The organism is Pseudomonas sp. 10(2024) (assembly GCF_045164175.1).
In the GTDB taxonomy this organism is placed as follows: Bacteria; Pseudomonadota; Gammaproteobacteria; order Pseudomonadales; family Pseudomonadaceae; genus Aquipseudomonas; species Aquipseudomonas alloputida.
In genome coordinates this window covers 228,096-251,003 of sequence record NZ_CP174006.1, presented here as the reverse complement: position 1 = coordinate 251,003, position 22,908 = coordinate 228,096, and the positions used below count along the sequence as shown (strand labels likewise).

Annotated in this window: 22 protein-coding genes; 10 read left to right on the top strand and 12 right to left on the bottom strand. The window is 62.3% G+C overall.

What is annotated here, in order from left to right:
- Nucleotides 1–12: 12 nt before the first annotated feature.
- The gene (locus ACI7M0_RS01060; RefSeq protein ID WP_003255812.1) at nt 13–414 is read right to left on the bottom strand and encodes an RNA-binding S4 domain-containing protein; all 402 of its coding nucleotides are present in this window, start codon (nt 412–414) and stop codon (nt 13–15) included.
- A gap of 175 nt (nt 415–589) precedes the next feature.
- On the opposite strand from ACI7M0_RS01060, the gene ACI7M0_RS01055 reads away from it, so the two are divergent.
- Nucleotides 590–1,006, top strand: a complete 417-nt coding sequence (locus ACI7M0_RS01055; RefSeq protein WP_371321092.1) for an ATP-dependent zinc protease — start codon at nt 590–592, stop codon at nt 1,004–1,006.
- The gene (gene rimK, locus ACI7M0_RS01050) at nt 1,003–1,908 is read left to right on the top strand and encodes a 30S ribosomal protein S6--L-glutamate ligase (protein WP_003255817.1); all 906 of its coding nucleotides are present in this window, start codon (nt 1,003–1,005) and stop codon (nt 1,906–1,908) included. The genes ACI7M0_RS01055 and rimK overlap by 4 nt, the downstream gene beginning before the upstream one ends.
- A gap of 97 nt (nt 1,909–2,005) precedes the next feature.
- On the opposite strand, the gene ACI7M0_RS01045 is transcribed toward rimK, so the two are convergent.
- Nucleotides 2,006–3,319 carry an ATP-binding protein gene (locus ACI7M0_RS01045; RefSeq protein ID WP_104960597.1) on the bottom strand — a complete coding sequence of 438 codons (1,314 nt, stop codon included), beginning with the start codon at nt 3,317–3,319 and terminating at the stop codon, nt 2,006–2,008.
- Nucleotides 3,320–3,332: 13 nt separating this feature from the next.
- Nucleotides 3,333–4,073, bottom strand: coding sequence for a two-component system response regulator OmpR (gene ompR, locus ACI7M0_RS01040; RefSeq protein WP_003255821.1), 741 nt, complete (start codon nt 4,071–4,073; stop codon nt 3,333–3,335).
- Between the two features lie 217 nt (nt 4,074–4,290).
- Here ompR and ACI7M0_RS01035 point away from each other — a divergent pair, with 217 nt between their 5' ends.
- The 4 genes from ACI7M0_RS01035 to ACI7M0_RS01020 all read left to right on the top strand — a co-directional run bounded on the left by ACI7M0_RS01035 (nt 4,291) and on the right by ACI7M0_RS01020 (nt 9,361).
- The gene (locus tag ACI7M0_RS01035) at nt 4,291–6,615 is read left to right on the top strand and encodes a Tex family protein (protein WP_020191053.1); all 2,325 of its coding nucleotides are present in this window, start codon (nt 4,291–4,293) and stop codon (nt 6,613–6,615) included.
- The gene (locus ACI7M0_RS01030) at nt 6,615–6,998 is read left to right on the top strand and encodes a PaaI family thioesterase (protein ID WP_003255824.1); all 384 of its coding nucleotides are present in this window, start codon (nt 6,615–6,617) and stop codon (nt 6,996–6,998) included. Before ACI7M0_RS01035 ends, ACI7M0_RS01030 begins: the two co-directional genes overlap by 1 nt.
- Before the next feature lie 153 nt (nt 6,999–7,151).
- Entirely contained in the window at nt 7,152–8,729 is a 1,578-nt protein-coding gene (gshA, locus tag ACI7M0_RS01025) for a glutamate--cysteine ligase (RefSeq protein ID WP_371920362.1), read from the top strand.
- Nucleotides 8,729–9,361: a TetR/AcrR family transcriptional regulator gene (locus ACI7M0_RS01020; RefSeq protein ID WP_129932973.1), complete on the top strand. Its 633-nt coding sequence runs from the start codon at nt 8,729–8,731 to the stop codon at nt 9,359–9,361. The genes gshA and ACI7M0_RS01020 overlap by 1 nt, the downstream gene beginning before the upstream one ends.
- Before the next feature lie 142 nt (nt 9,362–9,503).
- Here ACI7M0_RS01020 and ACI7M0_RS01015 read toward each other — a convergent pair whose 3' ends face one another.
- The 8 genes from ACI7M0_RS01015 to ACI7M0_RS00980 form a co-directional block, all read right to left on the bottom strand.
- On the bottom strand, nt 9,504–9,719 hold the full coding sequence (locus tag ACI7M0_RS01015) for a molybdopterin-binding protein (RefSeq protein WP_003255829.1): 216 nt from the start codon (nt 9,717–9,719) through the stop codon (nt 9,504–9,506).
- A gap of 27 nt (nt 9,720–9,746) precedes the next feature.
- Nucleotides 9,747–10,559 carry an aliphatic sulfonates ABC transporter ATP-binding protein gene (ssuB, locus tag ACI7M0_RS01010; RefSeq protein ID WP_129932972.1) on the bottom strand — a complete coding sequence of 271 codons (813 nt, stop codon included), beginning with the start codon at nt 10,557–10,559 and terminating at the stop codon, nt 9,747–9,749.
- Complete coding sequence (gene ssuC, locus ACI7M0_RS01005) at nt 10,556–11,353, bottom strand: aliphatic sulfonate ABC transporter permease SsuC (RefSeq protein WP_020191050.1); 798 nt, start codon at nt 11,351–11,353, stop codon at nt 10,556–10,558. The genes ssuB and ssuC overlap by 4 nt, the downstream gene beginning before the upstream one ends.
- A 10-nt stretch (nt 11,354–11,363) precedes the next feature.
- On the bottom strand, nt 11,364–12,512 hold the full coding sequence (ssuD, locus tag ACI7M0_RS01000) for an FMNH2-dependent alkanesulfonate monooxygenase (RefSeq protein WP_129932971.1): 1,149 nt from the start codon (nt 12,510–12,512) through the stop codon (nt 11,364–11,366).
- Nucleotides 12,513–12,571: 59 nt separating this feature from the next.
- Nucleotides 12,572–13,537 carry a sulfonate ABC transporter substrate-binding protein gene (locus tag ACI7M0_RS00995; RefSeq protein WP_014589331.1) on the bottom strand — a complete coding sequence of 322 codons (966 nt, stop codon included), beginning with the start codon at nt 13,535–13,537 and terminating at the stop codon, nt 12,572–12,574.
- An 85-nt stretch (nt 13,538–13,622) separates the two neighbouring features.
- Nucleotides 13,623–14,216, bottom strand: a complete 594-nt coding sequence (gene ssuE, locus ACI7M0_RS00990; RefSeq protein ID WP_003255835.1) for an NADPH-dependent FMN reductase — start codon at nt 14,214–14,216, stop codon at nt 13,623–13,625.
- A gap of 219 nt (nt 14,217–14,435) precedes the next feature.
- On the bottom strand, nt 14,436–15,074 hold the full coding sequence (locus ACI7M0_RS00985; protein ID WP_003255836.1) for a peroxiredoxin: 639 nt from the start codon (nt 15,072–15,074) through the stop codon (nt 14,436–14,438).
- A 165-nt stretch (nt 15,075–15,239) separates the two neighbouring features.
- On the bottom strand, nt 15,240–16,577 hold the full coding sequence (locus ACI7M0_RS00980) for an OprD family porin (protein WP_129932970.1): 1,338 nt from the start codon (nt 16,575–16,577) through the stop codon (nt 15,240–15,242).
- Nucleotides 16,578–17,052: 475 nt separating this feature from the next.
- Here ACI7M0_RS00980 and tauA point away from each other — a divergent pair, with 475 nt between their 5' ends.
- The 4 genes from tauA to tauD are packed head-to-tail and all read left to right on the top strand — an operon-like array spanning nt 17,053 to nt 20,544.
- Complete coding sequence (gene tauA, locus ACI7M0_RS00975) at nt 17,053–18,024, top strand: taurine ABC transporter substrate-binding protein (RefSeq protein ID WP_003255840.1); 972 nt, start codon at nt 17,053–17,055, stop codon at nt 18,022–18,024.
- A gap of 13 nt (nt 18,025–18,037) precedes the next feature.
- Nucleotides 18,038–18,826, top strand: coding sequence for a taurine ABC transporter ATP-binding subunit (gene tauB, locus ACI7M0_RS00970; RefSeq protein WP_010951613.1), 789 nt, complete (start codon nt 18,038–18,040; stop codon nt 18,824–18,826).
- On the top strand, nt 18,823–19,662 hold the full coding sequence (gene tauC / locus ACI7M0_RS00965; protein WP_129932969.1) for a taurine ABC transporter permease TauC: 840 nt from the start codon (nt 18,823–18,825) through the stop codon (nt 19,660–19,662). The genes tauB and tauC overlap by 4 nt, the downstream gene beginning before the upstream one ends.
- Nucleotides 19,663–19,710: 48 nt before the next feature.
- Entirely contained in the window at nt 19,711–20,544 is an 834-nt protein-coding gene (gene tauD / locus ACI7M0_RS00960) for a taurine dioxygenase (RefSeq protein ID WP_020191044.1), read from the top strand.
- Between the two features lie 120 nt (nt 20,545–20,664).
- Here tauD and betT read toward each other — a convergent pair whose 3' ends face one another.
- A complete protein-coding gene (gene betT, locus ACI7M0_RS00955; protein ID WP_010951610.1) occupies nt 20,665–22,626 on the bottom strand; it encodes a choline transporter BetT in 1,962 nt (653 codons plus the stop codon).
- Nucleotides 22,627–22,908 lie beyond the last annotated feature (282 nt).

The window sequence follows — 22,908 nt, the reverse complement described above, 5'->3', positions numbered from 1 at the left end:
CAGCAGCCCCATTCAATCGTAACTTCCATGCAGCTGATGAATCTGCCGCCGCTGCTTCTTGGTCGGCCGGCCATCGGTGGTCACGCCCATGGCCCCGGCCTTACGCATCTCAGCCGCCTGTTCACGGCGACGCACACTTTCTTCGGTTTCCTCGTACAACGCCTGCGCCTCTGGGGCACCACGACGCACCACCGACAGCGCCTTCACCACCACCGTGCGCTCATCGAAGCCGGTACGCAGCACGAACTCGTCGCCCACCCGCGGCTCCTTGCCCGGCTTGCAACGCTCGCCCCGGCAATGCACCTTGCCACTCTCGATCGCCGCCTTGGCCAGCGCTCGCGTCTTGTAGAAGCGCGCCGCCCACAGCCATTTGTCCAGGCGAACCTTGTCGTCGTCTTCGGCTTTTTGTGCCATCCCGTTACCTCGGATTCTGTCTTTCATCGAACTGTACTACCTTCACATACGGATGCAAAAAGTCCCCGCCGTGCTTAAAGTTCACCACCTCATTCGCAGGGTGCGCTTCGTGAAGACATTTGACCATTTGACTGTGATCGGCCTGCGCGAGTGGGTCGCCCTGCCTGACCTCGGCGTGGCCGGGCTGCGCGCCAAGATCGACACCGGTGCCAGCACGTCGAGCCTGCATGCCACCGAAGTGGAACCCTTCGAGCGCGACGGCCAGCCCTGGGTTCGCTTCACTGCGCACCTGGGCTCGGTGGTGCAGTTGCGCCACCGCCGCTGCGAGGCACCGTTGGTGACGATGAAAACCATCAAGAGCTCCAACGGCCACGCCCAGACCCGCTACGTCATCCGCACGTCACTGGCGCTGGGTGATGGTGTGTGGGAGGTGGAGTTCACCCTGGCCTGCCGCAAGAACATGCGCTACCGCCTGTTGCTTGGCTCCAAGGCCCTGATACACGGCCAGCTGGTAGTGAACCCAGGCCTGAAATACGTACAAGACAAACCGGCCTTCCCGGCCACCCTTTCCCCTGTCACAGGTGCTGCATGAAGATCGCTGTGCTGTCGCGCAATCCGCGTCTGTATTCCACCCGCCGCCTGGTCGAAGCCGGTACCCAGCGTGGCCACGAAATGGTGGTGATCGATACCCTGCGGGCCTACATGAACATTGCCAGCCACAAGCCGCAGATCCACTACCGCGGCAAGCCGCTGGAAGGCTTCGATGCAGTGATCCCGCGCATAGGTGCTTCGGTTACGTTCTATGGCTGCGCGGTGCTGCGCCAATTCGAAATGATGGGCGTATACCCGCTCAACGAGTCGGTAGCCATTGCCCGCTCGCGCGACAAGCTGCGCTCGTTGCAACTGTTGTCGCGGCGCGGCATAGGCCTGCCGATCACCGGTTTCGCCCACTCGCCGGACGATATCCCCGACCTGATCCAGATGGTCAACGGTGCCCCGCTGGTGATCAAGGTACTGGAAGGCACCCAGGGCATTGGCGTGGTGCTGTGCGAAACGCCCCAGGCGGCCGAGTCGGTGATCGAAGCGTTCATGGGCCTCAAGCAGAACATCATGGTGCAGGAGTACATCAAGGAGGCCGGTGGCGCAGATATCCGGTGCTTCGTGGTAGGCGACAAAGTGATTGCTTCGATGAAGCGTCAGGCCAAACCAGGCGAGTTCCGCTCCAACCTGCACCGGGGTGGCGTCGCCAGCCTGATAAAAATCACCCCTGAAGAGCGCATCACCGCCATTCGGGCGGCCAAGGTGATGGGGTTGAGCGTGGCGGGTGTGGATATCCTGCGCTCCAACCACGGGCCGTTGGTGATGGAGGTAAACTCGTCGCCAGGGCTGGAGGGCATCGAAGTCACCACCGGCAAGAACGTCGCCGGGATGATCATCGAGCATCTGGAGAAGAATGGCGGGCCCAATCAGACCCGGACCAAGGGCAAAGGCTAATTCAAGCCTGTACCCGCCGCTTCGCGGCCAAGCCGCTGCCACAGGTACTGCGCAATCCCTGTAGGTGCGGCTTTAGCCGTGAAGAGGCCAGTGAGTCTCACACAGCATTACGCGGCAGCAGCAGCCCCAGCGGTAACCTGACCCGCGCCTCGATCCCGCCGCCAGACCGGTTACGCAACTCCACGTTCCCGCCATGTTGCGCAGCAATCCGCTTGACGATCGCCAGCCCCAGCCCGGTGCCCTTGCCGCCCCGTGCCCGGTCACCGCGAATGAACGGGTTGAAGATGGTTTCCAGCTCCGACTCGTCAATACCGGTGCCCCGGTCCAGCACACTGAGCACCACATACGGCGCACTCTCGTCACCTGACACATAGGCAGCCACCTCGACCCCCTTGCCAGCATGGTGCAGGGCGTTGCCGATCAGGTTACCCAGCATGCGCTTGAGCGAAACCCGGCGCAGCGGGAACGGTGGAATCGGCTCCAGACACAGGCGCACACGCTCTACCGGCTGGTTGTACGGAGCCACCACCTCACGCACCAGGTCAGCAAGGTCGACCTCTTCCACCGGCTCGTCACGGCCATCGCGGATGAAGGCCAGGAACTGATCGAGAATCGCGTCCATGTCCTCGATATCGCGAACCATGTCATCGCTCAGCTCGTTGTCGCTGTTCAGCAAGGACAGCGACAGACGCAGACGCGTCAGTGGCGTGCGCAAGTCGTGGGAAACCCCGGCCAGCATCAACTCACGCTCGCGCCCGGCCTGCTCGACATCCTCGGCCATCTGGTTGAACGCCTTGTACACCTCGGTCATCTCGCTGGGGGTATCGCTGATCGGCAGGCGCACACTGCGCCCCTGGCCAAGCTGGCGGGCGGCGAACACCAAGCGTTTGAGCGGCTGGTTGAGCTGACGCACAAAAATCCACGCCGAGGCGGTGGACAACAAGCCAATGGCCAGGAACCAGCCCAGCACGTTCCAGATCTTCTGCCCACGCAATGGATGCGGGTACAGCGGCACTTTCAGCCAACCCGGACCCAGGCTTGGCGCATTGACCCACAACGCGGGCGGTGCATGGATGCGCAGGCGCACTTCGGTGTCGTCACCCAGTTCGGCCTGCATCTGCCGTTGGTAGATTTCACTGTAGGGCCAATGCTGCTCGCCTTCGGGCACACCCGAGCCGGTCACCCGGATAAGACCTGCCGCCTCGGCGATCTTGTCGCGGTCTTCTTCGTCGGCGGCCCAATAGGCGCGCAAGGTCAGCGCCACACCATGGCTGTACTGACGGTCGACCAGCACGTCCTCGTTCATCAGCAGGTAGACCAGGGTCAGCGCCTTGGAGAACAGAACGACGATCAACACCAGCCACAGGGTGCGGGCGAAGAAACTTTGCGGAAACCAGAGCGGTGTTTTCATCGACGTCCAGGCATCATTTTCCGGCGTTTCCGTCCGGTACGAACACGTAGCCCACGCCCCAGACGGTCTGGATGTAACGCGGCTTGGACGGGTCCGGCTCGATCATGCGACGCAGGCGCGAAATCTGCACGTCGATGGAGCGCTCCAGCGCATCCCATTCGCGGCCGCGCGCCAGGTTCATCAGCTTGTCGCGGGTCAACGGCTCGCGGGCGTGCATCACCAGAGCCTTGAGCACAGCGAACTCGCCGGTGGTGAGCATGTGCACTTCGTTGCCACGCTTGAGCTCGCGGGTGGCCAGCGACAGCTCATAGTCGCCGAAGGTGACCGACTCGTCCTCGCTGCCCGGCGCTCCCGGCACGCTCGGAGCCTGGCGACGCAGCACCGCCTTGACCCGGGCCATCAGTTCGTCCGGGTTGAACGGCTTGCCCAGGTAGTCGTCGGCGCCCAGCTCCAGGCCCTTGATGCGGCTGAGCTCGTCGCCCTTGGCGGTCAGCATGATGATCGGGATCTGGTTGTTCTGCTGGCGCAGGCGCTTGCAGGCGGACAGGCCATCCTCGCCTGGCAGCATCAGGTCGAGCACCACCAGGTTGAACACCTCGCGCTGCAGCAGGCGATCCATCTGCTCGGTGTTGGGCACCGCACGGGCACGGTAGCCTTTGCTGGTGAAGAAACGTTCCAGCAGGCTGCTAAGCCCCGGATCGTCGTCGACGATGAGAATCTTGTCACCTTCAGCGGTGTTTGGCGTGCCGGTCATGAATAACTCCTCTGATATCGCCGCGCATTATGGCGTAGCCATTGCTGCACGTTGCGTGAGCATTGTTAGCAGATTTTTCCCCCGGCGCCAGTTCTGGCTGGCCGGGCGCCATCACCGCAAGCCGTTTGCGATGGGTATAATGCGCGGCTTTCATCCAGCGCCGCCGGGCAAAAAGCCCACAGGCGACCCCCGTATTCACAAATGTCAGGTGGTTTACATGGACAGCATCAACAGCCGTATCGCCGAGGAACTGGGCGTACGCCCGCAGCAGGTCGAGGCGGCCGTGAGCCTGTTGGACGAAGGCTCGACCGTGCCCTTCATCGCCCGCTATCGCAAGGAAGTGACCGGTAGCCTTGACGACACTCAGTTGCGCCACCTGGAAGAGCGCCTGCGCTACTTGCGCGAACTCGACGAGCGCCGCGCCAGCATCCTTTCCAGCATCGAGGAACAGGGCAAGCTGACCCCGGAACTGGCCCGCGAGATCAAGCTGGCCGACACCAAGACCCGCCTCGAAGACCTGTACCTGCCGTACAAGCAGAAGCGCCGCACCAAGGGCCAGATCGCCCTGGAAGCCGGCCTTGGCGAACTGGCCGATGGCCTGTTCAACGACCCGACCCTGGTCCCGGAAAGCGAAGCCGCACGCTTCGTCAACGCCGAAAAGGGCGTGGCCGACGTCAAGGCCGCGCTGGAAGGCGCCAAGTACATCCTGATGGAGCGCTTTGCCGAAGACGCCGCCCTGCTCGACAAGCTGCGCAGCTACCTCAAGCAGGAAGCCGTGCTCAGCGCCCGCGTCGTGGCCGGCAAGGAAGAAGAAGGCGCCAAGTTCCGCGACTATTTCGCTCATGACGAGCTGCTGCGCACGGCGCCATCGCACCGGGCCCTGGCGATCTTCCGCGGGCGCAACGAAGGCGTGTTGAGCGTCTCGCTGAAGGTCGGCGAAGAGCTGCCCGGCACCCTGCACCCGTGCGAGCTGATGATCGGCAACCACGTCGGCATCGAGAACCGCAGCCGGCCGGCCGACAAGTGGCTGGGTGAAGTGGTGCGCTGGACCTGGAAGGTCAAGCTGTACACCCACCTGGAAACCGACCTGTTCGGCGAGCTGCGCGACAGTGCCGAAGGCGAGGCGATCAACGTGTTCGCCCACAACCTGCACGATCTGCTGCTGGCCGCCCCGGCCGGCCCGCGCGCCACCCTGGGCTTCGACCCGGGCCTGCGCACCGGCTGCAAGATCGCCGTGGTCGACGCAACCGGCAAGCTGCTGGACCACACCACGGTCTACCCGCACGCGCCGAAGAACGACTGGGACCGCACCATTTCCATCATGGCCGCACTGTGCGCCAAACACTCGGTGGAGCTGATCGCCATCGGCAACGGCACCGCCAGCCGCGAAAGCGACAAGCTGGTGACCGAGTTGGTCAAGAAATATCCCGCCCTGAAAATCACCAAGATCATGGTTTCCGAAGCCGGTGCGTCGGTGTACTCGGCATCGGAACTGGCCGCCCGCGAGTTCCCGGACCTGGACGTGTCGATCCGCGGCGCCGTGTCGATCGCCCGCCGCCTGCAGGATCCGCTGGCCGAACTGGTGAAGATCGATCCGAAATCCATCGGTGTCGGCCAGTACCAGCACGACGTGTCCCAACTGAAACTGGCACGTGGCCTGGACGCGGTAGTCGAGGACTGTGTGAACGCCGTGGGCGTGGACGTGAACACCGCTTCGGTGGCGCTGCTGACGCGCATCTCCGGCCTCAATGCCACACTGGCACAGAACATCGTCGCCCACCGCGATGCCAATGGCCCGTTTGCCACCCGTGCAGCGCTGAAAAAGGTCAGCCGCCTGGGTGAGAAAACCTTCGAGCAGGCCGCCGGCTTCCTGCGCGTGATGAACGGCGACAACCCGCTGGACGCCTCTGCGGTACACCCTGAGGCCTACCCGCTGGTGCAGCGCATTGCTGCCGATACCGACCGCGACATCCGCTCGCTGATTGGTGACAGCAGCTTCCTCAAGCGCCTGGACCCGAAAAAGTTCACCGATGAAACCTTCGGCCTGCCAACCGTCACCGACATCCTGCAAGAGCTGGACAAGCCCGGCCGCGACCCACGTCCGGAGTTCAAGACCGCCACCTTCCAGGAAGGCGTCGAAGACCTCAAGGACCTGGAACCGGGCATGATCCTCGAAGGCGTGGTGACCAACGTTACCAACTTCGGTGCCTTCGTCGACATCGGCGTGCACCAGGACGGCCTGGTGCATATCTCGGCACTGTCGGAGAAGTTCGTCAAAGACCCGCGTGAGGCGGTCAAGGCCGGCGATGTGGTCAAGGTCAAGGTCATGGAAGTGGACATCCCGCGCAAACGCGTCGGCCTGTCCATGCGCATGAGCGACACCCCGGGCGAGAAGGTCGAAGGCAACCGCGGTGGTAATCGTGGCAATGGCGGCAATCGCCAGCCGCAGGCACCGCGTCAGCGCGAAACCGCCACCGCAGCCCCGGCCAACAACGCCATGGCCGCCCTGTTCGCCAATGCCAAGCAACTGAAGAAGAAGTAATGGACGTACCTCGCGAATACGTCGAAAGCGCCTTCAGCCAGCTGCTGGGCTGCCGCCTGCAACACCTGGACACCGGTGTTGCCGAGGTAGCCCTGGCGCTCGAGCCACAGTTGCGCAACCGTGGCCAGAAGCTGCACGGCGGGGCGATCTTCAGCCTGGTGGACATCGCCATGGGCCTGGCTTGCTCGGCCAGCCATGGCTTTGACCAGCAAAGCGTCACCATTGAGTGCAAGATCAACTACATGCGTGCCGTCAGCGACGGCGAAGTGCTGTGCACCGCCCGTGTGCTGCACGCCGGGCGGCGCACCCTGGTGGTCGACGCCGACGTAGTTCAGGGCGACAAGCTGGTGGCCAAAGCGCAAGGAACCTTCGCGGTTCTCTAGCTCACCAAGCAGTATCTGCGGTATTTTCAGCAGTGCGCTGGCACTGCTGGAACCGCGTAAACCAGGCGACAACGCCAGTTCCTTTCTTCCTACCCTTGTAGACCGTTATCTCTACCCCCATATTGGGGCGACTGACGCGTGAAGGAATACATCTTGAGCGAACTCCTCAACCGCCGCCTGAGCCTGCTCGGCGCCAATCTCCCCCTGCTCAAGCAGTGCCTGCACGGTATTGAGCGCGAATGCCTGCGCGTGACCGATGAAGGTCGCCTGGCCCAGACCCCGCATCCGGAAGCACTGGGATCGGCGCTGACCAACGAGCAGATCACCACCGATTATTCCGAGTCGCTGCTGGAGTTCATCACCCCAGCGCTGGCCGACCCGGCCAAGGTGCTCGAAAGCCTCGAAGAGACCCACCGTTTCGTCTACAGCAAGCTGGGCGACGAATACCTGTGGAGCCCGTCGATGCCGTGCACGCTGCCGGCCGAGGAGGATATCCCGATCGCCGAGTACGGCAGCTCGAACATCGGCAAGCTCAAACACGTCTACCGCAAGGGCCTGGCCCTGCGTTACGGCCGCACCATGCAGTGCATCGCCGGTATTCATTACAATTTCTCGCTGCCCGAAGCGCTTTGGCCACTGCTGCGCGAAGCCGAAGGCAGTACGGAAAATGACCGCGACTACCAGTCGTCGGCCTACATCGCGCTGATTCGTAACTTCCGCCGCTACAGCTGGCTGCTGATGTACCTGTTCGGCGCCTCGCCGGCCCTGGACAAAGGCTTCCTGCGTGGCCGCCCGCACCAGCTCGAAGAGCTGGATGCCGAAACCCTGTTCCTGCCTTATGCCACCAGCCTGCGCATGAGCGACCTGGGTTACCAGAGCAACGCCCAGGCCGGTCTTACGCCCTGCTACAACAACCTGGCCAGCTACACCGACAGCCTGCGCAAGGCCGTTGGCACGCCCTACCCGCCTTACGTTGAAATCGGCACGCATGTGGATGGTGAGTGGGTTCAGCTGAACACCAACATTCTGCAGATCGAAAACGAGTACTACTCGAACATCCGCCCCAAGCGTGTCACCTACACCGGCGAGCGGCCGATCCAGGCCCTGACCTCGCGGGGTGTGCAGTATGTGGAAGTGCGCTGCCTGGACATCAACCCGTTCCTGCCGGTCGGTATCGACCTCACCGAGGCGCGCTTCCTCGACGCATTCCTGCTGTTCTGCGCGCTGGAAGACAGCCCGCAACTGGACAACGGTGAGTGCGGCCAGTGCACCAGCAACTTCCTGACCGTGGTCAAGGAAGGCCGTCGTCCGGGCCTGGAGTTGCACCGCAATGGCCAGCCGATCAGCCTGAAAGACTGGGCCAGCGAGCTGATCGAGCGTATCCGCCAATTGGCCAATCTGCTCGACCAGGCGCAAGGCTCTGATGAGCACGCCAAGGCCCTGGATGCGCAGCAGGCCAAGGTCGACGACACCTCGCTGACCCCGTCGGCCCAGGTGCTGGCACGCATGACCGAGCATGACGAGAGCTTCGTCCAGTTCTCGCTGCGCCAGAGCCGTGTGCACGCCGAGACTTTCCGCGAGCAACCGCTGAGCAACGAAAAGCAGCAAGCATTCGAGACGCTGGCCCGCGAGTCGCTCGCCAGGCAGTCCGAGCTGGAGCAAGACGAAGTCGGTGACTTCGACCTGTTCGTCGGCGCCTACCAGGCCAGCATCCTGGCAATCAGCAGTTGATGAACCGCACCACCACCCCGCGCAAACCGCGCGCCAGCAGCCAGGCCAGGATCGAGGCGATCCTGGCGGCTGCGCGTGAGCTGTTGGCCGAACAAGGGGTGGCAGCTCTTTCTATCTACAGCGTGGCCGAGCGGGCGCAGATTCCGCCTTCGTCGGTGTATCACTTCTTCGCCAGCGTGCCCGCCTTGCTGGAGGCACTTACTGCAGATGTGCACCGGGCGTTTCGCGAAGCCCTGAGCGCTCCGATCGACAGCAGCACGTTCAGCACCTGGCACGAACTGTCACGGCTGATCGAACAACGCATGCTTGATATCTATCACGAGGATGCCGCGGCGCGGCAGTTGATCCTGGCGCAGCATGGCCTGAGCGAGGTAGTGCAGGCCGACCGGCAGCACGACATGGAACTGGGCGACTTGATGCACAAGTTGTTCGACCAGCATTTTCACCTGCCGGTGATGCCACCGGATGTGGATGTGTTTGCCCTGGCCATGGAGTTGAGCGACCGGGTGTATGCACGGTCGGTGCAGCTGCACGAGGCGATCACCCCGCGCATGGCCGAGGAAGGCAAGCGGGTGTTCGAAGCGTATCTGGGGTTGTATCTGCCGCCGTTTCTGGCCAAGCGTTCCAGCTGAGAAATCTGGGGCCGCTTGGCGGCCCTTCGCGGGCAAGCCCGCTCCCACAGAGCCCGCGCGCACCCTGGAGCTTGCGAAGTACCTGTGGGAGCGGGCGTGCCCGCGAAGGGCTGCAAAGCAGCCCCAATATCAAACCGCCGCATCACAGCTTGGCGATGGACACTTCGGTCGACTTCACAAAGGCAATCACTTCACTGCCCACCTGCAACTCCAGCTCCCGCACGGAACGGGTGGTAATCACCGAAGTGACGATACCCGAAGCCGTCTGCACGTCGATTTCCGACAGTACCGGGCCTTCGAGGATTTCTTTCACAGTACCTTTGAACTGGTTGCGAACGTTGATGGCTTTGATAGTCATGGTTTGTTTCCTTTTGGCTTCTGGGATTCAATGCGCCCAACGCAGTTGCGTGGGCAGAGGGGCTACAGGATCCGGCTCGGGCGCAGTGCCCGGGGTGGACAGAACACGGTTGAGCACTTCGCTTTCCAGCGCGGCCAGACGGTGCGAACCACGCGCCCGGGGCCGTGCCAGGTCAACAGTGAGGTCGAGCCCGACCTCGCCGTCCTCGATCAGGATCACCCGGTCAGCCACGGCAACCGCCTCGCTGACGTCGTGGGTGACCAGCAGCACAGTGAAGCCGTGCTGACACCACAGGCGTTCGATCAGTTGCTGCATCTCGATACGGGTCAATGCATCCAGCGCCCCCAGTGGCTCGTCCAGCAGCAGCAGGCGGGGCTGGTGAATCAAGGCTCGGGCCAAAGCCACGCGCTGCTTCTGGCCTCCCGAGAGCGCTGCCGGCCATTCGTTGGCGCGGTCGGCCAGGCCAACCGCATCCAAGGCCTCCAGCGCACGCGGGCGCCAGTCGCCAGACAGCCCAAGGCCAACGTTGTCGATCACCTTCTTCCACGGCAGCAGCCGCGCGTCCTGGAACATCAGGCGGGTTTCTTCACGGGCCTCTTCCAGCGGCGCGGCACCGGCCAGCAGCTGCCCGGCGGTGGGCTGGTCCAGCCCGGCCAGTAGCCGCAGCAAAGTGCTCTTGCCGCAGCCGCTGCGACCGACAATGGCCACGAACTGGCCGGCCGGAATGTGCAGGTCGATACCCTTCAGAACTTCGCGCTGGCCAAAGGTCTTGCGCAGGCCCTTGGAGGCCAGCGGGGTGCCACGCAGCAGGCGTGGCGGCTGTTCCTTGAGCACGGTCATGCGCCCTCCTTCCTGGAAACTTGATAGGCCGGGTGCCAGCGCAGCCACACACGCTCCAGGCCTCGGGCCGCAAGGTCGGCAAGCTTGCCGAGCACGGCATACAGGACGATGGCCAGCACTACCACGTCGGTCTGAAGAAATTCGCGAGCATTCATTGCCAGGTAACCGATGCCGGCGTTGGCCGAAATGGTTTCGGCAACAATCAGCGTCAGCCACATGAAGCCAAGGGCGAAACGCACACCCACCAGGATCGAAGGCAGCGCCCCCGGCAAGATCACCTGGCGGAACAGGCCGAAGCCGGACAAGCCGTAACTGCGCGCCATTTCCACCAACGCTGGGTCAACGTTACGGATGCCGTGGTAGGTGTTCAGGTAGATCGGGAACAACGTGCCCAGCGCGACCAGAAAGATCTTTGCCGATTCGTCGATACCGAACCACAGAATCACCAGCGGGATCAGCGCGAGGTGCGGCACGTTGCGGATCATCTGTACCGAGCTGTCGAGCAGGCGCTCGCCCCAGTTCGACAAGCCGGTGATGAAGCCCAGTACCAGGCCGATGCTGCCGCCGATGACAAAGCCCAGGCCTGCACGCCAGCCGCTGATGGCCAGGTGGGTCCAGATTTCGCCGCTGCGCACCAGCTCGACGCCAGCGCTTACCACTGCGCTAGGTGCCGGCAGAATACGCGTCGACAGCCAGCCGGCGCTGACGGCCAGTTGCCATATGGCCAACAGCAGCACCGGCAGCGCCCACGGCGCCAGGCGCTGGGTCAGATTGGAAGAAGTTGCACGACTCATGGCCAGGCCCTCAGCTCTGCGACACAGATTTGGGCAGGATGTCGTTGGCCACCATTTCGCCGAACGGGCTTACATAACCACCGGTTTTCGGCTGCTCTGGGCGCTGCACATCCAGGTGCGGGAACAGCAGCTCCGCCACACGGTAAGACTCTTCCAGGTGTGGATAACCCGAGAAGATGAAGGTATCGATGCCCAAGTCGGCATACTCCTTGACCCGTGCTGCCACGGTAGGGCCGTCGCCCACCAGCGCGGTACCCGCGCCGCCCCGTACCAGGCCAACACCTGCCCACAGGTTGGGGCTGACTTCCAGGTTGTCGCGGTTGCCGCCATGCAGGGCGGCCATGAGTTGCTGGCCCACCGAGTCGAAACGCGCCAGCGAGGCCTGGGCGCGGGAGATGGTGTCATCGTCCAGGTGCGAGATCAGGCGCTCGGCGGCGGCCCAAGCCTCTTCGTTGGTTTCCCGCACGATCACGTGCAGGCGGATACCGAAGCGTACTTCGCGACCTTGAGCAGCCGCTTTTTCGCGCACCTGTGCGATCTTCTCGGCAACGGCTGCCGGTGGCTCGCCCCAGGTCAGGTACAGCTCGACCTGTTCGGCCGCCAGGTCCTGGGCGGCCTCGGACGAGCCGCCGAAATACAGCGGTGGGCGTGGTTGCTGAATCGGTGGGTAGAGCAGCTTGGCGCCCTTTACCTGGATGTGCTTACCGTCGTAATCGACGTTTTCGCCTTCCAGCACCTTGCGCCAGATACGGGTGAACTCGACCGAAGCTTCGTAGCGCTCCTGGTGGTTCAGGTGCAGGCCGTCACCCGCCAGCTCGTCCGGATCACCACCGGTCACCAGGTTGAATAGCGCACGGCCATTGGACAAGCGATCGAGGGTGGCCGCCTGGCGTGCTGCCACGGTCGGCGAAATGATGCCCGGGCGCAGGGCTACAAGGAACTTCAGGCGCTGGGTCACGGGGATCAGCGACGCGGCCACCAGCCAGGAGTCCTCGCAGGAGCGCCCGGTCGGGATCAGCACCCCACCAAAACCAAGGCGGTCGGCGGCCTGCGCGATCTGCTGCAGGTAACCGTGGTCGACCGCACGTGCGCCTTCGGAAGTGCCCAGGTACTTGCCGTCACCGTGGGTTGGGAGGAACCAGAAAATGTTAAGGCTCATTGGAGTCGTCTCCTCAAGGGTGGCTTTAGCCGGAGCGGCGCCCCGGCACTGGCAGTCAATCAAGGCGCGCTAGCGACTTTGGCAGGGGGTGTCCAGATCACGTCCTTGATGCTCAGCGGCTTGGGAATAAGCTTCAGCGCCTGGAACGTGTCGGCGATCTTCTGCTGCGCGGCCACCACGTCCGGGGTCAGCGGCGCAGCGCCGTAGCCTTGGCGTTTGACCGAGGTCAGGGTGATGTCGGCAGGCAGGCCGAGCAGCGGGGCAACCTGGTCGGTCACTTCCTGCGGGTTGGCCTGGGACCACTCACCCACAGCGCGCACTTCCTCGATCACGGTGTTGATCACCGCTGGGTGCTGTGTCGCATAGTTGCGGGTGGCGAGGTAGAACTGGTGGTTGTCGACCAGGCCCTTGCCGTCACGCAGGGTGCGCGCTTGCAGCTGCTGCTCGGCGGCGGCCTGGTAAGGGTCCCAGATCACCCAGGCATCCACGCTGCCGCGCTCGAAGGCGGCGCGGGCGTCGGCCGGCGGCAGGTAGACAGGCTGGATGTCGCTGTACTTGAGGCCGGCGTCTTCCAGGGCGCGGACCAGCAGGTAGTGCACGTTGGAGCCTTTGTTGAGGACGACCTTTTTACCCTTGAGGTCCTTCACCGACTGGATCGGCGAGCCCTTGGGCACGAGGATCGCTTCGCTGTGCGGCGCTGGCGGCTCGTAGGCCACGTAGAGCAGGTCGGCGCCGGCGGCCTGAGCGAACACAGGCGGGGTCTCGCCGGTGACACCAAAATCGATGGAACCGACGTTCAGCCCTTCAAGCAACTGCGGGCCGCCGGGGAATTCGGTCCATTGCACCTGTACACCCTGCTCGGCCAGGCGCTTCTCCAGCGTGCCCTTGGCCTTGAGCAGCACCAAGGTGCCGTATTTCTGGTAACCGATACGCAGGCTCTCGGCCTGGGCTTGGGTAATGGCGCCGAAGGACACAGCCGCCGCAAACAGGGCGACCAGACCACGACGCAAGAAGACTGTGCGCATGGCGCTCTCCTGTGCGAATGGGGTTCGGGTTGCACCTGCTTGCCTCGTTAACGGGCGAGTAAGGTGGTGAAGCGGGTAATGCCCTTCAGATGCTCCAGCGAGCGCTGATCAGACGTTCGTTCAGTACGCCAGGGGCCACAGGGCGCGGCCGACGGGCCAGGGCGACGTGGAAGGTTTCCAGCGAGTCGTGCAGGCGTTCTTCCAGCGCCTGTACCAACTGCGCGGGCTTTGTACCTTCTGCGTAAGCCACCTGGCTGTCGTCGGCAAAGATCCCTTGCAGGGTCTCTTGTGCCTTGAGTGCCGACAGCACCGGCTTCAATGCGTAATCCACCGCCAGCATGTGGGCGATGCTGCCGCCAGTGGCGATGGGCAACACGATCTTGTGGGCCAGGGCGCGCTCGGGCAGCAGGTCAAGCAAGGTTTTCAGGGCACCGGAAAACGAAGCCTTGTACACCGGGGTGGAGACGATCAGGCCATCGGCCTGGGCCACCAGCTGTTGAAAGTGTTGTACATGCGGGCTGTCGAAACGGGCATGCAACAGGTCTTCGGCGGGGAAGTCACGCACCTGGAACGTCACCACTTCAACGCCGCGATCCTGCAGCCACTGGCGCGAACGCTCGAGCAGCACGCCGGAGCGTGAACGGAGACTTGGGCTACCACCGATTGAGACGACCAGCATTGCTGCGCTTCCTTGTGTTCTGTTGGAGGTGACATTAACAGCTGCTACATATATCTAGAAATCATATTTTCTCATTTGTTTATTCCATTATCGTCTTTATTCACGAGGGCCTCTTCGCGGGCGCGCCCGCTCCCACAGGTTTTTTGCAGGTATAAAAAAGGGCCGTCGAAACGGCCCGAAAATCCCTGCTTGGCTAAGAGCAATGCAACGAGGAATCCATTAACGATTGGGTTGAGGGGTCAGGCGCAGATAGGGTTTGACCGCCCGGTAACCTTTGGGGAAGCGCTGCTTGATCTCCTCCTCATCCTTGAGCGAAGGCACGATCACCACTTCGTCGCCGTCCTGCCAGTTACCGGGTGTGGCGACCTTGTGGTTGTCGGTCAGCTGCAGCGAGTCGATCACCCGCAGAATTTCGTTGAAGTTGCGCCCGGTACTGGCCGGGTAGGTAATGGTCAGGCGCACCTTTTTATTCGGGTCGATGATGAACAGCGAGCGCACGGTCAGGGTGTCGCTGGCGTTCGGGTGGATCAGGTCGTAAAGGTCGGACACCTTGCGGTCAGCGTCAGCAATGATCGGGAAGTTGACCACGGTATTCTGTGTTTCGTTGATGTCATCGATCCACTTGTGATGCGAATCGACCGGGTCCACCGACAGGGCGATGGCCTTGACCCCGCGCTTGGCAAATTCGTCCTTCAGCTTGGCGGTCAGGCCCAACTCGGTGGTGCACACCGGGGTGAAGTCGGCCGGGTGGGAGAACAACACCCCCCAGCTGTTGCCCAGCCACTCGTGGAAGCGGATCTTGCCTTCGCTGGAATCCTGTTCGAAATCGGGGGCGATATCGCCGAGTTTGAGGCTCATGGGCTGCGGCTCCTGGGCTGGGTTCTGTACCGTATGGGTTCAATGTGCCTGCAATCGATTAAAAACAAAAGGAATAATTAACGATTTATTTATAACCAATATACATATAAATCTGCAGGCACAAAAAAGCCTCGCATCAGGCGAGGCTTCTTTTTCAGCTACGGCTTACAGGAAGTTGTAAGTGTAGTTGAAGATCAGGCGGGTCTGGTCCTGGTCAGCCAGCGAGCTGGTGCCGGTGCCACGGTATACGCCGTGACGCAGGCTGGCGCCCAAGCCCTTGAAGGTGCCTTCCTGGATAACGTAGTCGACACGGGCGTCACGTTCCCATTCGCTGAAGTGGCCGTTGCCATTGGCATTCTTGCCATCTTCACCTTTCAGGTAGGAAACCGACGCTTTCAGGCCCGGCACGCCCAGGCGAGCGAAGTCGTAGGCGTACTGACCGAAGGTGGTGTTTTCACCGGCCTTGGCGAACTGGTTGATCATGCTGTCGGTGAACAGGTAGAAGCTGGAGCCACCGGCGCCTTCGTTACGACCGTTGCCGTCAACCACGCCGCCCTGGTTCAGCCAGACGAAACCACCGTCGTCACTAATTTGCTGATGGCCCAACAGCAGCGAGTGACCACCCAAGGTGTACGTGAACATTGCGGACCAGGTCTTGTTGTCGACCTCGCCATTGGTTTTGGCGTAACCCTTGTTGTTATCGAAGTTGTAACCACCGCCGCTACCGTTCTTGCCGTCGCTGCTGCTGTCGAAGTAACGCAGGTCGGTTTTGAACGACTGATCGTCAGCGATTTTGAATACGTGAGTCGCGCCCAGGAAATGCTGCTTGTAGAAGTCTTCCAGGTTCGAATAGTAGTACTGCAGCGTCAGGTCTGGCGTGAGCTTGTAGTCCAAGCCACCGTAGCGGAACTTGTTGCTGTCAGCAGACGCGCCGGAAACAGACAGACCGGTACGGTTGCTCGAAGCACGGCCCATGGCGTGGGTCAGCTGACCGGCGTTGATGGTCAGATTGTCGATTTCCTTCGACTGGATGGTGCCACCCTCGAAGGTTTGAGGCAGCACACGGCCGTCGTTGGCGACCAGGATCGGCAGGTTAGGCGCCAGCGCACTACCGTAGTGCACTTCGGTTTTGGAGAAGCGCGCTTTTGCGTTAGCGCCGAAACGAGCCCACTGGTTTACAGAAGAACCATTGCTGTCGTCTGGCATGAAGCCGCTTTTGTGGTAGCCACGGCCACCATCCAGGTGGATACCCCACAATGCCTGGGCATCAACACCAAAGCCAACAGTCCCCTCGGTGAAACCCGAAATATAGTCAAGTTTGAAACCTTGGCCAGTTTCGCGCTGATCCGGACGAACAGTACCGTGGGCTTCACGGTTGTTGTTGTCGTAGTACATGGTGCGCGAGCTGAGCGACAGCTTGCTGTCCTCAACGAAACCGGCAGCGCCTGCTTGTTGGGCGAAAACCCCCAGTGCCACGGCCAGAGCCAGGCTGGACTTGTACATGTTTTGCTCCTCTACGTTCTAATTTTTGTGTATCTCTGGCGGAGGGGTCTGATGCCCCGCTCACCGGGATGGGCGATTTAGTCCCAAAGCGTGACCGTTAAGTCAATCGTTTCTAAACGTTTCGCGACTTTGGTCTAAGACGCCACCTGCGCTACAGGATAATGACAATCCTATAAATCCAAAATGACTGTTTTATGAATTTGTAAGACTTTTAAGGAATATGTTAGGAACCTTTACTGCCATTCGTTGTAGCAGAGAATTTTCTAATAACTTTTGGTTATTTGCAAACGTTTGCTCATAACCTAATGCCAAATCGTTCTATAGGGTCTTGCAGGCACCTCTGGCTTCGTCACGGGGTCATGGCTTTAAAGCGTTTGGCTCCTAAGCTAATGCAAAAAAGTTATTTATTTTAATTTTCTTAGATCATTTAGCCTTCTCGTCATCCAACACGACTTGCCTGACGAGAGGTTCAACCATGATCCCGCACGCTCCGCTGCGCCTGTTCGCCGCCCTGACCCTCGCCAGCACCAGCTGGTTGGCCCAGGCAGCCGACCTGACAGTGGCCTACCAGACCACTGTCGACCCGGCCAAAGTGGCGCAGGTCGATGGCGACTACGAAAAAGCCAGCAAGGCCAGCATCGACTGGCGCAAGTTCGATAACGGCGCAGACGTGATCACTGCGGTGGCCAGCGGCGACGTGCAGATCGGCTACCTGGGCTCCAGCCCGCTGGCCGCTGCCGCCACCCGCAAGCTGCCGGTTGAGACCTTCCTCATCGCCACCCAGATTGGCGCCGGTGAAGCATTGGTGGCCCGTGACAGCATCAAGTCGCCGCAAGACCTGATCGGCAAGAAGGTCGCCGTCCCGTTCGTATCCACCGGCCATTACAGCCTGCTTGCCGCACTGAAAAGCTGGAATATCGACCCTTCCAAGGTACAGATTCTCAACCTGGCGCCGCCGGCCATCATTGCCGCCTGGAAGCGCGGCGACATCGATGCGACCTACGTGTGGGACCCGGCCCTGGGCGTGGCCAAGGAAAACGGCAAGGTCCTGATCACCTCCGGCGAACTGGCGCAGAAAGGCGCGCCTACCTTCGATGCCTGGATCGTGCGCAAGGACTTCGCCGAGAAACACCCTGATGTGGTCAAGGCCTTTGCCAAAGTCACCCTCGATGCCTACGCCGACTACCGCAAGGACCCGAAAGCCTGGCTGGCCGACAAGGGCAACGTAGACAAGCTGGTGAAGCTGTCAGGTGCCAAGGCCAGCGACATCCCGGTGCTGCTGGAGGGCAACGTCTACCCGCTGGCCGCTGACCAGGCCAACGCCCTGGGCGCGCCGACCACCCAGGCGCTGACGGACACCGCCAACTTCCTCAAACAGCAAGGCAAAGTCGAAGCAGTGCTGCCGGACTACTCGCCGTACGTCAGCGCCAAGTTCCTTCCAAACTGATCCGGAGCCCGTCATGGCCTTGCTCGAACTGGAGCGCATCAGCGCACAGTACCCAGGCGCCAGCACCCCGGTGCTGGCCGACATCAACCTGAGCCTGGGTCCACGCCAACTGCTGGTGGCCCTGGGGCCTTCCGGCAGCGGCAAGACCTCACTGCTCAACCTGATCGCCGGCTTCGTCGCCCCCAGTGGCGGTCACATCACCCTCGATGGCGTGCCGGTGCAGGGCCCCGGTGCAGAACGCGGCGTGGTGTTCCAGGACGATGCCCTGCTGCCATGGCAGAACGTGCTGGGCAATGTCGCCTTCGGCCTCGAACTGGCCGGCGTACCCCGCGCCCAGCGTGAGGCCAAGGCCCGCGAAATGCTCACCCTGGTCGACCTCGATGGCTTCGGCGAACGGCGCATCTGGCAATTGTCCGGTGGCCAGAAGCAGCGTGTGGGCCTTGCCCGGGCGCTGGCGGCCGACCCTCGGGTACTGCTGATGGATGAACCGTTCGGTGCCCTCGATGCCTTCACACGTGAGCAGATGCAAGAGCTGCTATTGCAAGTTTGGCAACGCACCGCCAAGCCGGTGTTCCTGATTACCCACGACATCGAAGAAGCGGTGTTCCTCGCCAGCGAACTGGTACTGCTGGCGCCCAACCCAGGACGCGTAGTGGAACGCCTGCAGCTGAACTTCGGCCAGCGCTATGCCGCTGGCGAATCGGCCCGGGCCATCAAGTCCGACCCAGCGTTCATCGAAACCCGCGAGCATGTGCTGGCGCGGGTGTTTTCCCAACGCCAAAGCCTGCAGGAGCGCGCATGAGCAGCCTGGACCTGCCGGTCGCCGGCAAAAACAACGCCCAAATCCGGCCAGCCGCCACGCTACGCCGCCCGCTGTCCACCCGCTGGATCAGCACCCTGACCCTGGCCAGCCTGCTACTGGTCTGGTGGCTGGTGACGGCTGCCGGTTGGGTAGAGCCCCTGTTCCTGCCCTCGCCCGGCGACATCCTGGCCAAGGCATGGACCTTGCTGACCCAAGGCTACATGGATGCCAGCCTGTGGCAGCACCTGAGCGCAAGCCTGGGCCGCATCGGCCTGGCGCTGGTGGCTGCGACCCTGACCGCAATACCAGTCGGCATCGCCATCGGCTACAACCGCGTGGCCCGCGGCATTCTCGACCCGCTGATCGAGTTCTACCGGCCCATCCCGCCGCTGGCCTACCTGCCACTGATCGTCATCTGGTGCGGTATCGGCGAGCTGTCGAAAGTGCTGCTGATCTACCTGGCAATCTTCGCCCCCATCGCCATTGCCACAGCCACCGGTGTGCGCACGGTAGACCCGGCCAAGCTGCGGGCGGCGCAGTCGCTGGGTGCATCCAAGGCCCAACTGATCCGCCACGTCATTTTGCCCAGTGCATTGCCTGACATCCTAACCGGCATCCGCATTGGCCTGGGGGTCGGCTGGTCGACCCTGGTGGCCGCCGAACTGATCGCCGCCACCAGCGGCCTGGGCTTCATGGTGCAGTCGGCGGCGCAGTTTCTGGTCACCGACGTGGTGGTGCTGGGCATCCTGCTGATCGCCCTGATCGCCTTCGCTCTGGAAATGAGCCTGCGTGCCCTGCAACGCAAGCTGGTGCCCTGGCATGGGCAGATTCACTGAACCCCATTGTCCACGCCAGCACGCTGGCGCCCGATTGAAGAGACCGACATGAGCCTGACCATCACTCCCCTAAGCCCAGCACTCGGCGCCCAGATCAGCGGCGTGGACCTCCGCCGCGATATCAGTGCAGAAGAGCGCGATGCCCTCGAGCAGGCACTGCTCCAGCACCAGGTGCTGTTCCTCCGCGACCAACCGATCAACCCGGAACAGCAGGCGCGCTTTGCCGCACGCTTCGGCGACCTGCACATCCACCCGATTTACCCCAACGTGCCAGACACCCCACAGGTGCTGGTGCTCGACACGGCGGTTACCGATGTGCGCGACAACGCCGTGTGGCACACCGACGTGACCTTTTTGCCGACCCCGGCACTGGGCGCGGTACTCAGCGCCAAGCAATTGCCTGCTTACGGTGGCGATACCCTTTGGGCCAGCGGCATTGCGGCCTTCGAGGCCTTGTCGGCGCCGCTGCGTGAAATGCTGGACGGGCTGACCGCTACCCACGACTTCACCAAGTCGTTCCCGCTGGAGCGCTTTGGCACCACGCCGCAAGACCTGGCGCGCTGGGAGGCTACCCGGCGCAACAACCCGCCGCTGTCGCACCCGGTGGTGCGCACGCATCCGGTGAGCGGGCGCAAGGCGTTGTTCGTCAATGAAGGGTTCACTACACGCATCAATGAACTGAGCGAACTGGAAAGCGATGCGCTGCTGAGGCTGCTGTTCGCCCATGCGACGCGACCGGAGTTCAGCATTCGCTGGCGTTGGCAGGAGAATGACGTGGCGTTCTGGGACAACCGCGTGACCCAGCATTTTGCGGTGGATGATTACCGACCGAACCGGCGGGTGATGCACCGGGCAACCATCCTTGGGGATGCACCCTTCTAGCGGTTGCCCGTCCTGACCTCTTCGCGGGCCGCTCCCGCAGGTACAACACAGGGTTCGAAACCGGTGCCGTGCATGTGGGAGCGGGCAAGCCCGCGAAGAGGCCAGGACAGGAGAGCTTGCTCAGCGGACCAGGTGCAGGTACTGCATGTGCCGCTCGTACTGGTCGAGGATGTCGTTGATGATCTGCTCCTTGCTGTAGCCCACCAGGTCATAGTTCTGGCTGCCTTCGCTCAGGTGCACCTCCGCCCGGTAATAGCGGCGGTTCTTCAACTCCTGCGTACCCAGCCCCCCCAAGGCGAACGATGGCGTGAAATAGCCACGCATCTGCACCTGGTAAATGAACGGCTGTTCCTCGCCATGGCCAATCTTCAGGCTGACGTTGTCATGGCTAGGGTCGTCCTGGGTAATCAGTACCAGGCCTTTCTGCTCGAACACTTCACGCACATCGGCAATCGCCGGGCGCACCACATCATCCATGAAGCGGTACACCTCATCACGCGACGGGAAGTGCACCGCCTGGCTCAGGCGCTGGCGCCAGCCGCCACGACCGCGACGTGACTGGGCGAACGGGGCCAGCGAGTGCATCTGCGCGATCTGCCGCTGCGACTCCAGGTAGAACGCCTTGTGCAGCCCCCACATCATGCACAGCAGAATGAGCGAGAACGGCAGCGACGTCAGCACCACTGCCGACTTCAGCGAATCGATGCTGCCAGCGAACAACAGCGCACTGGTGATCAGTGCAGTCATCGCCCCCCAAAAGATACGCAGCCAGTTCGGCCCATCTTCATCAGCGTCACCGCCCTTGGCCGACAAGGTCGACAGCACCACGGTGCCCGAGTCGGCCGAGGTGACGAAGAACACGAAGCTGATGAACACCGTGGTGGCGATGACTGCCTTGCTCCAGGGGTAGGTTTCCAGCAGCAGGTACAGGCTCATCGACGGGTTGTCCAACGCCGACTGACCCAGTGCGGTCATGCCGTGGTTGATCACCTGGTCCAGGGCGCTGTTGCCGAAGATCGACATCCACGCCAGGGTGAAGCCCAGCGGAATCAGCAGCACGCCAAAGACGAACTCGCGGATGGTACGGCCACGGGAGATGCGGGCGATGAACAGGCCCACGAACGGCGCCCAGGCAATCCACCAGGCCCAGTAGAACACGGTCCAGCCGCCCAGCCAGCCACGGTTTTCACCATAGGCATACACGTCGAAGCTCTTGCGCGGCAACGCACCCAGGTAGTCGCCCAGGTTCTGGATCAGCGTGTTGAACAGGTGCTGGGTAGGCCCGGCGAACAGCACGAACAGCAGCAGCGCACAGGCCAGGAACAGGTTGATATCGCTCATCACCCGCACCCCCTTCTCCACCCCGGCCACGGCTACGGCCACAGCCGCGCCCATCATCAGGGTGATGAGGATCACCTGCACCCACTGGCTGTGGCTGATACCGAACAGGTAGTCCAGACCGGCGTTCAGATGCAGCACCCCAAAGCCCATGTCGGCGCCCAGGCCGAACACCGTGGCGATGATGCCGAAGCCATCCACCGCATAACCGATCGGGCCGTTGATGCGCTTGCCAATCAGCGGGTACAGCGCCGAACGCAGGGCCAGCGGCAGGTTGTGCCGGTAGGCGAAATAGGCCAATGCCATGCCGACGAAGGCGAACACCCCCCAGCCATGCAGGCCCCAGTGCAGGAACAGGATCTGCATCGCCTGGCGCCCGGCCTCGACCGTGCCGGCTTCGCCTTGGGGCGGTTGCAGCATGTGGGTCAGCGGTTCGGAGACACAGAAGAAGAACAGCGTGATGCTGATGCCGGCGGCGAACAGCATGCCGGCCCACGACAGGTAGCTGAACTCGGGTTCGTCGTGGTCGGCACCGAGTTTGATCTTGCCGTAGCCAGACAAGGCGGTGACCACCACGAAGACCAGGTACAGCGTCATCGCCAGCATGTAGTACCAGCCGACCGTGTTGGCCGCCCAGTTCTGCGCCGCCAGCAACCAGTCACCTGCGGCTTGCGGGTTGGAGATGACTACCAGGCCAAAGATGAGGATGAAACTCGCCGCAAAGTAGAACACCGGGGGGTTCATGCGGATCTTGCCATTGGCAAGGGAAGGGTTCGGTGCACTCATAGGGCGTGCACCTCGTCGAATGACGTGAGGTTCGGAATGAACGGGTTCAGCAAAGGAATCCTCCTGTTGAACACCGGCAGCGGACCAGCGTTTTTTCATTGAACAAGCGTTCAAGTTAAACATGGATCGGATTTCAATGCGAATTGGGGCGCTGATTGGTGTCGTCCTGTTCCGGCCTCTTCGCGGGTTAGCCCTCCCCTACATTGGTATGTTCTTTGTAGGAGCGGGCTTGCCCGCGAA

Excerpts from the sequence above, each read along its gene's own strand:
- ACI7M0_RS01060 (WP_003255812.1), bottom strand. The coding sequence starts at position 414 with ATGGCACAAAAAGCCGAAGACGACGACAAGGTTCGCCTGGACAAATGG.
- rimK (WP_003255817.1), top strand. The coding sequence starts at position 1,003 with ATGAAGATCGCTGTGCTGTCGCGCAATCCGCGTCTGTATTCCACCCGC.
- ACI7M0_RS01045 (WP_104960597.1), bottom strand. The coding sequence starts at position 3,319 with ATGAAAACACCGCTCTGGTTTCCGCAAAGTTTCTTCGCCCGCACCCTG.
- ompR (WP_003255821.1), bottom strand. The coding sequence starts at position 4,073 with ATGACCGGCACGCCAAACACCGCTGAAGGTGACAAGATTCTCATCGTC.
- ACI7M0_RS01035 (WP_020191053.1), top strand. The coding sequence starts at position 4,291 with ATGGACAGCATCAACAGCCGTATCGCCGAGGAACTGGGCGTACGCCCG.
- ACI7M0_RS01030 (WP_003255824.1), top strand. The coding sequence starts at position 6,615 with ATGGACGTACCTCGCGAATACGTCGAAAGCGCCTTCAGCCAGCTGCTG.
- ACI7M0_RS01020 (WP_129932973.1), top strand. The coding sequence starts at position 8,729 with ATGAACCGCACCACCACCCCGCGCAAACCGCGCGCCAGCAGCCAGGCC.
- ACI7M0_RS01015 (WP_003255829.1), bottom strand. The coding sequence starts at position 9,719 with ATGACTATCAAAGCCATCAACGTTCGCAACCAGTTCAAAGGTACTGTG.
- ssuB (WP_129932972.1), bottom strand. The coding sequence starts at position 10,559 with ATGACCGTGCTCAAGGAACAGCCGCCACGCCTGCTGCGTGGCACCCCG.
- ssuC (WP_020191050.1), bottom strand. The coding sequence starts at position 11,353 with ATGAGTCGTGCAACTTCTTCCAATCTGACCCAGCGCCTGGCGCCGTGG.
- ssuD (WP_129932971.1), bottom strand. The coding sequence starts at position 12,512 with ATGAGCCTTAACATTTTCTGGTTCCTCCCAACCCACGGTGACGGCAAG.
- ACI7M0_RS00995 (WP_014589331.1), bottom strand. The coding sequence starts at position 13,537 with ATGCGCACAGTCTTCTTGCGTCGTGGTCTGGTCGCCCTGTTTGCGGCG.
- ssuE (WP_003255835.1), bottom strand. The coding sequence starts at position 14,216 with ATGCTGGTCGTCTCAATCGGTGGTAGCCCAAGTCTCCGTTCACGCTCC.
- ACI7M0_RS00985 (WP_003255836.1), bottom strand. The coding sequence starts at position 15,074 with ATGAGCCTCAAACTCGGCGATATCGCCCCCGATTTCGAACAGGATTCC.
- ACI7M0_RS00980 (WP_129932970.1), bottom strand. The coding sequence starts at position 16,577 with ATGTACAAGTCCAGCCTGGCTCTGGCCGTGGCACTGGGGGTTTTCGCC.
- tauA (WP_003255840.1), top strand. The coding sequence starts at position 17,053 with ATGATCCCGCACGCTCCGCTGCGCCTGTTCGCCGCCCTGACCCTCGCC.
- tauB (WP_010951613.1), top strand. The coding sequence starts at position 18,038 with ATGGCCTTGCTCGAACTGGAGCGCATCAGCGCACAGTACCCAGGCGCC.
- tauC (WP_129932969.1), top strand. The coding sequence starts at position 18,823 with ATGAGCAGCCTGGACCTGCCGGTCGCCGGCAAAAACAACGCCCAAATC.
- tauD (WP_020191044.1), top strand. The coding sequence starts at position 19,711 with ATGAGCCTGACCATCACTCCCCTAAGCCCAGCACTCGGCGCCCAGATC.
- betT (WP_010951610.1), bottom strand. The coding sequence starts at position 22,626 with ATGAACCCCCCGGTGTTCTACTTTGCGGCGAGTTTCATCCTCATCTTT.